This window comes from Streptomyces sp. MUM 2J, from assembly GCF_022414535.1.
GTDB lineage: Bacteria > Actinomycetota > Actinomycetes > Streptomycetales > Streptomycetaceae > Streptomyces.
The window spans coordinates 71914-79398 of record NZ_JADWYM010000036.1 but is presented as its reverse complement, the minus strand read 5'-3'; the positions used below and the strand labels follow the sequence as shown (position 1 = coordinate 79398).

General features: G+C 74.2%; 3 protein-coding genes. All 3 read left to right on the top strand.

Features of this window, described 5'->3' with window-relative positions:
* The first annotated feature begins 2 nt into the window (after nucleotides 1–2).
* Genes I3F54_RS24650 through I3F54_RS24640 form a run of 3 tightly spaced genes read left to right on the top strand, consistent with a single transcriptional unit; the run spans nucleotide 3 to nucleotide 7458 of the window.
* A complete protein-coding gene (locus I3F54_RS24650; protein WP_275676746.1) occupies nucleotides 3–4334 on the top strand; it encodes an acyltransferase domain-containing protein in 4332 nt (1443 codons plus the stop codon).
* Nucleotides 4331–5905 (top strand): FAD-dependent monooxygenase, encoded by a 1575-nt coding sequence (locus I3F54_RS24645; protein ID WP_240121096.1) that lies wholly within the window; start codon nucleotides 4331–4333, stop codon nucleotides 5903–5905. The genes I3F54_RS24650 and I3F54_RS24645 overlap by 4 nt, the downstream gene beginning before the upstream one ends.
* A 2-nt stretch (nucleotides 5906–5907) precedes the next feature.
* Nucleotides 5908–7458, top strand: a complete 1551-nt coding sequence (locus I3F54_RS24640; RefSeq protein WP_240121095.1) for an acyl-CoA carboxylase subunit beta — start codon at nucleotides 5908–5910, stop codon at nucleotides 7456–7458.
* Nucleotides 7459–7485 lie beyond the last annotated feature (27 nt).

The following is a 7485-nucleotide window of genomic DNA, read 5'->3' as shown; positions in this document are numbered from 1 at the left end:
TGCTGACCGAGCGGCGTCCGTGGCCGGGGACCGGGCGGCCGCGCCGCGCGGCGGTGTCCGCCTTCGGCATGAGCGGCACCAACGCGCACGTCATCCTGGAACAGGCACCCACCGACGCGTCCGAACCGGCGGACGGCCCGCGCCCCGGGGACGGAACCGCGGACGCGCTGCCGTTCCTGCTCTCGGGCCGTAGCCGGGACGCCCTGCGGGACCAGGCCGCTCGCCTCGCCGCGCATCTGGCCGCCAGGCCCCAGGACGGCCTCGCCGACATCTCTCACTCCCTCGCCACGACCCGCGCGATGCTCGACCACCGGGCGGTCGTCATCGGCGGCGACCGGGCCACCGTCACCGCCGGCCTGACGGCGCTCGCGGCCGGCGAGAACCACGCCGAGCTGACCAGCGGAACGACCCGGGACCACGGCCGGACGGTCTTCGTCTTCCCTGGCCAGGGCTCCCAGTGGGACGGCATGGCCGTCGAACTCCTCGACACCGCACCCGTCTTCGCCGACCGCCTGCGTGCCTGTGCCCGAGCCGTCGGCGCCCACACCGGCTGGGACGTCGAGGACGTACTGCGACGGCGGGAGGGCGCCCCGTCACTGGACCGCATCGAGGTGGTCCAGCCCGTGCTGTTCTCGGTGATGGTCTCCCTGGCCGACCTGTGGCGCTCCCACGGGGTGGAGCCGGACGCGGTCGTCGGCCACTCCCAGGGCGAGATCGCGGCGGCCGTCGTCTCGGGCGCCCTGACCCTGGAGGACGCGGCCCGGCTCATCGTCCTTCGCTCGCAGCTGTTCGCCGACGAGTTGGTCGGCCGGGGCGCGGTCGCCTCGGTCGGGGCCTCGCGGGCCGAGGTGGAGCCGCGGCTGCTGCCCTACGGCGACGCGCTGTCGATCGCCGGTCTCAACAGCCCGCGTCTGGTGACCGTTGCGGGCGAACCCGAGGCCCTGCAGGAGCTGGTGTCCACCCTCACCGCCGAGGGGGTTCGGGCACGGATCGTCCCGGCCACGGTCGCCTCGCACTGTTCCCAGGTGGACCGCCTCCGCGGCCGCCTCTCCGAGCTGCTGGAGTTCGTACGCCCCCGCGCCGGGCGCATCCCCCTGTACTCCACGGTCACCGGCGAGGTGCTGGACGGCTCCGAACTGACCGCGGAATACTGGTTCGAGAACTGCCGGCGTCCCGTCAGCTTCGAGCCGGTGGTGCGCAGGCTCCTCGCCGACGGGTTCGACGTCTTCGTCGAGTCCAGCGCCCACCCCGTTCTCGCCCTCGGGGTGGAGGAGACCGCCGAGGAGACCGACGCCGAGCCCGCCGTCGTGGGGACCTTGCGCCGGGACCAGGGCGGTCTGCGGCGCTTCCGCGCCGCACTCGCCGAACTGCACGTGTGCGGCGTGGGAGTCGACTGGGCCGGCACGTTCGCCGGAACCACGCCCCGCCGCGTGGAGCTGCCGACGTACGCCTTCCAGCACCGCCGGTACTGGGTCGAGTCCGTGGACCGGAACACCGCCTCCTCCGGCACCGTCGAGACCGCGTTCTGGGAGACGGTGGAACGAGAGGACCTGGAGTCCCTGGCCGCCGCGCTCGGCGTGGACACCGGACCGCTCGGCGCGGTGCTGCCTGCCCTGGCGTCCTGGCGCCGGGACCACCGCCCGGACGCGGACCTCGACTCCCTGCGGTACAAGGTCGTCTGGCAACCCGTCGGCGACCCCCCGCCGGCCGCTCTCGGCGGCACCTGGCTGGTCGCCGTACCCGCCGCCGCGCAGGACGCGCCGCTCGTGCGCTCCATCGTCCACGCACTCGCGGACGGCGGAGCCCGCCCGCTCGCCGTCGTCGTCGAACCGGGCGTGGACCGGGAGGGTCTCACGGACCTGCTGCGCGAGGCGGCCGGCGGCGAGCCACCCGCCGGAGTGCTGTCCCTGCTGCCGCTGGACGACACGGCCGACGAGCGGCACCCCGCGCTGCCGCGCGGTCTGGCCGCGACCCTGCTCCTGCTGCAGGCCCTGTCCGGTACGGGCTTCGAGCGCCGGGTGTGGTCGGTGACCCGCGGGGCCGTCGCGGCCGGCGCCGCCGACCGCGTCGAAGCGCCCCTGCAGGCCCAGGTCTGGGGGCTCGGCGAGGTCGCCGAGCTGGAGGTGCCCCAGCTGTGGGCGGGTGTCGTGGACCTGCCGGAGGCACCCGCGGACCGGGACCTCGCCCGGTTGACCGCGATGCTCGCCGGAACGGGGCACGAGACCCGGCTCGCGATCCGGCCCCAGGGGCTCTGCGCCCGCCGGCTGGTACGCGCGCCCGTCGGTGCCGACGGCCCGGCCACCGCGGAACGGCACTACCAGGGGACCGTACTGATCACCTGGGGTACCCACGGGCCGGGCGCGCACCTCGCCCGCCGGCTCGCCGAGTCCGGGACCGGGCACCTGCTGCTCACCGAGTCGCCCGAGGCCCCCGCGGGCGCGTCGGAGGAGCTGGTCGCCGAACTGCGTTCCCTCGGCGCCCGGGTGACGGTGTCGGCGACCGATCCGGCCGACCGGAACGCCCTCGGCCACCTCCTGTCGGGCCTGCCGGACGACGCACCGCTCGCCGCCGTCTTCCACACCGCGGGCCTGCTGGAGGAAGAGGCCCTGGGCACGCTCACCGCCGCCGGGCTGGAGAGCGCGCTGCGCGCCAAGGCGCTCGGCGCACGCCATCTGCACGAGCTGACCGGCGACCTGGACCTGTCGGCGTTCGTCCTGTTCTCGTCGGTCGTCACCGTCCTCGGCGGCGGCATCGGGCTGGCCGGTCACGCGGCGGCCAACGCGTACCTGGACGCGCTGGCCTGGCACCGCAGGGCTCAGGGACTGCCCGCCACCTCGCTGGCCTGGGGCGTCTGGGACGAGCAGCCGGCCGATGACGGGGCGGCGGCCGCCGCCCGGACCCGCCGGGAACGGCTGGCCCGCCGCGGCCTGCCGCCGATCACCCCACGACGGGCCCTGGCCGCGCTGCGTCACGCGGTCGAGGAGGACGCCACGACCCTGGTGGTCGCCGACATCGACTGGGACGCGTATCTCCGGGTGCTGGCCGCAGGCCGTCCCGTGCCGCAGCTCGGAGGCATCCGCGAGGTCGCGCGTGCGCTGCGGAACGCGGGCGGCACGGGCGCGGACCGCGCCGCGGCGGCCGCGACGGAGCGGCTGCGGGAGGCGACCCCGGCCGAGCGGTACGGCCTGCTGCTGGAACTGGTGCGGGCCGAGATCGCGGACCTGCTCGGGCACGACGACCCGCAGGCCGTCGACATCCACCGCGACTTCCTCGAACTCGGCATGGACTCGGTGGGCGCGGTGGCGCTGCGGAACCGTCTGGACACCGCGCTGCAGCGCAAGCTGCCCGCCCGGGTCGTCATGGACCGGCGTACCCCGGACGCCCTGGCGCGCTTCCTGCGCGACGAACTCGGCACTTCCGAAAGCGGCGCCGAGGGATCCGGCCGGGACGCCCACCCCGGCTCCGGGGACGACCTCGCGGCACAGTACCTGCGGGCTGCTGCGGACGGCCGGGCCGCCGCGCTGGGCGGCCGCATCGCCGAGGCGGCGAACAGGCGCCCGTCCTTCGAGGTGCCCGGCCCCGACGACATCCCCCGGTCCGTGATCGTCGCCACCGGAGACCGGCTGCCCTCGCTGATCTGCTTCCCCACCGTCCTGGCCACCTCCGGCCCGCAGCAGTTCGCCCGGTTCGCCGCCTCCACCGGCTCCGACCGCGACGTCTCCGCCCTCACGCTCCCCGGGTTCCAGGAGGGCACACGGCTGCCGGCGACACTCGACGCGGTCACCGTGGCGGCGGCCGAGGCGGTGAAGCGCTGCGCCGGCGGAGCCCCCTTCGCACTGGTCGGCTACTCGTCCGGCGGCCTGCTGGCGCATGCGGTCACCGCGCACCTGGAGGCCGAGGGCGTCCTGCCCGGGGCGCTGGTCCTCCTCGACACCTTCGCGCCCGGCAGCGAGGTGCCCACCGAGATCGGCCCCGCGCTGATGGAGGGCATGGCTCAGCGGCTGGCGGAGTTCGCGCCGCTGAGCGCGGACCGGATCACCGCGATGGACCGCTATCTGCACCTCCTCTCCGGTCGGCGACCCGCCGACGTCAAGGCGCCCGTGCTCCTCGTGCGGCCCGCCCTGCCCGTGCCCGGGACGCCCGCACCGCCCGTCGGTGCCCGGCGCTCCACCTGGCAGTGGCGTCACGAGGCCGTCGAGGTGCCAGGAGACCACTTCTCGATCATCGAGGAGCACGCGGCCGACACCGCGCGGGCGGTTCTCGGCTGGCTCGACAGCACGTCCCCCGAAGTGCCCCCGGCCGCCACCACCGCCACAAGGGAGAAGTCGGCATGAAACGCAGCCCCGTTCTGATCGTGGGCGCCGGACCCGTAGGGCTGGCCGTCGCCTGCGCCCTGTGGCAACGCGGAGTCGAGGCACGGGTCGTGGAGGCCCAGACGGAGCCCCACACCGGCTCCCGGGCCGTCCAGCTCCATCCGCCCACCCTGAGCGTCTTCCGGGAGATCGGCGTCCTCGACGAGGCCCAGCGCGCGGGCCTGCGGATCCGCTCCACCAGCTACCACCTGGCCGGCGGCCGCACGCTGCGCGTCGCGCTCGGCGCGGAGAACGAGCCCTTGATGCTCCCGCAGGAGAACACCAGCCGTCTGCTGGAGGCCGCCCTGGAACGGGCCGGCGGCCGCGTGGAGCGGGCCGTCCGCGTCACGGACGTGGCCGGCACCGAAGACTTCGTCACCGTGAAGGCCGATACGCCGCACGGCCCGGAGATGATCGAGGCCGAGTGGCTGGTCGCCGCCGACGGGGTGCGCAGCACCGTCCGGGACCGGCTCGGCATCGACTTCGTCGGCTCGCCCGTGACCACCGGGTTCCTCCTCGCCGAGGGGCGGATCGACGGTGCCTTCGAGCGGGAGGCGGTCCACTACTTCCTCGGGCGCTCGGGCTCGGTCGTCTTCGCCTCCATGCCGGGCGGCCGGATCCGGGTCTCCGGAGCGGTCCCGGACGACCACCCCATCACACCCGAGGGCGTGCAGCGGCTCCTCGACGAGCGCGGCCCGGGCGGCCTCACGATCGACGGCCTGGAGACGGTCAACCGGTTCACCAGCCAGGAGCGGATCGCCGCGACCCTGCGCTCAGGGCGCTGCTTCCTGGCCGGGGACGCCGCCCACACCCACTCACCACTCGGCGGGCAGGGCCTCAACCTCGGGCTCCAGGACGCCCACAACCTGGCGTGGAAGCTCGCGGGCGTCGTCAACGGGGAGCTGCATCCGCGCGTCCTCGACACCTACGAGCCCGAGCGGCGCCAGGCCGCCGAGCAGATCGTCCGCGCGACCCACCGCTTCCTGAGGGTCTTCACGCTCGGGCCCACGGCGGCCCGGATGCGGAACACGGTGTGGAGCGCTCTGGAGGCGACGGGCCTGCTGCGCCGGTGGTTCGTGCCCCTGCTGGCGGGTTGGCGGGTCCACTACTCCGACGTGTTCTGGGCACGGCCGGCCGAAGGAGCATCCGGGGACATCCGCACGGGACCGCGACAGCCGGGCAGGGAGCGCCCGGGGAAGGCGGTGGGCCGGTTCGCGGCCCGCCGGTCCGCGCGGCTGCCCGAACCCGGTATGCGGGCCCCGCACTGGGCGCCGCCGGCCGGGCCGGACGGCCCGCCCGGGCTGCGGCTGCTGACGCTGGGTCCGGCGGACGGTGGAGCGGATCTGCGCGGCCGGGAGCTCGCCGGGACGGCCGCCGTACCCCTCAGCCACACCCACCTGCCCCGGTCCGGTTCCGGTTTCCTGCTGCTGCGCCCGGACGGCTATGTGGCCGCCGCGGGCAGCGACCCCGCCGCACTGGCCGAAGCCGGACGCCTGCTGGCCCGTATGGCGCCGTCCGGTTCGCACCCCACCCCGGGCCGTGAAGGAGCGTAGCCATGCTCGCCCACGAGCGCCTGGCAGAACTGATCGAGCTGAAGTCGCGCACCCGCCGGGGCCCCGACCCGGAAGCCACCGAGCGTCAGCACGCCAAAGGCAAACTGACCGCCCACGAGCGCATCGACCTCCTGGTGGACAAGGGGTCCTTCCAGGAGGTGGAGACGCTGCGGCGGCACCGGTCGACCGCGTTCGGCATGGAACGGCGCCGCCCGCACTCCGACGGTGTGGTCACCGGCTGGGGAAAGGTGCACGGGCGCACGGTGTTCGTCTACGCCCATGACTTCCGCGTCTTCGGTGGCGCACTGGGCGAGGCCCATGCCGCCAAGATCCACAAACTGATGGATCTCGCGGAGGCGGCGGGGGCCCCGCTGGTGTCCCTCAACGACGGGGCCGGCGCACGCATCCAGGAAGGCGTCACCGCCCTGGCGGGCTACGGCGGCATCTTCCGCCGCAACACCCGCAACTCGGGGGTGATCCCGCAGATCAGCGTGATGCTCGGGCCCTGCGCCGGCGGTGCCGCGTACTCGCCCGCCCTCACCGATTTCGTGTTCATGGTCCGCGGGACCTCGCAGATGTTCATCACCGGGCCCGATGTCGTCCAGGCCGTGACCGGCGAACAGGTGTCCATGGACGGGCTGGGCGGTGCCGACGTCCACGGCGTCACCTCCGGCGTCGCCGGTTTCGTCTACGACGACGAGGAGAGCTGCCTGGAGGAGGTCCGGTACCTGCTGTCGCTGCTGCCGCAGAACAACCGGGAGATGCCTCCGGTCGAGCCGGGCGACGATCCGCCCGACCGCCCCAACGACGCCCTGCTGGATCTGGTCCCCGCCGACCCGAACCAGGCCTACGACATGCGCGCGGTGGTCCAGGAGATCGTCGACGACGGCGAGTTCTTCGAGGTCCACGAGGTGTGGGCGCCGAACGTCGTCTGCGCCCTGGCGCGACTGGACGGGCACGTGGTCGGCATCGTCGCCAACCAGCCGGCCTCGGTCGCCGGTGTGCTGGACATCCACGCGTCGGAGAAGGCGGCCCGCTTCGTCTCCCTCTGCGACGCCTTCAACATTCCGCTGGTCACACTCGTCGACGTGCCCGGCTTCCTGCCGGGCGTCGCCCAGGAGCACAACGGCATCATCCGGCACGGCGCCAAGCTGCTGTACGCCTACTGCAACGCCACCGTGCCCCGGGTGCAGTTGATCGTGCGCAAGGCGTACGGCGGCGCCTACATCGTGATGGACTCCCGGTCGATCGGCGCGGACATCTCGCTGGCGTGGCCCACCAACGAGATCGCGGTCATGGGCGCCGAGGGCGCCGCGAACGTGATCTTCCGCCGCGAGATCGCCTCCGCGGACGACCCCGACCGTGTGCGTCAGCAGAAGATCAAGGAGTATCGGACGGAGCTGATGCACCCGTACTACGCGGCGGAGCGGGGCCTGGTCGACGACGTGATCGACCCCCGCGACACCCGCCGGGTTCTGATCCGGTCGCTGGACATGCTCCGTGCCAAGAACGCCGATCTGCCGTCGCGCAAGCACGGCAACCCGCCCCAGTGAGCCCCTACGCAGACGAACGGAGCTGAT

What these genes read in the sequence shown, in the direction of transcription:
- I3F54_RS24640 (WP_240121095.1), top strand. Translation starts at nt 5,908, where the DNA reads ATGCTCGCCCACGAGCGCCTGGCAGAACTGATCGAGCTGAAGTCGCGC.
- I3F54_RS24645 (WP_240121096.1), top strand. Translation starts at nt 4,331, where the DNA reads ATGAAACGCAGCCCCGTTCTGATCGTGGGCGCCGGACCCGTAGGGCTG.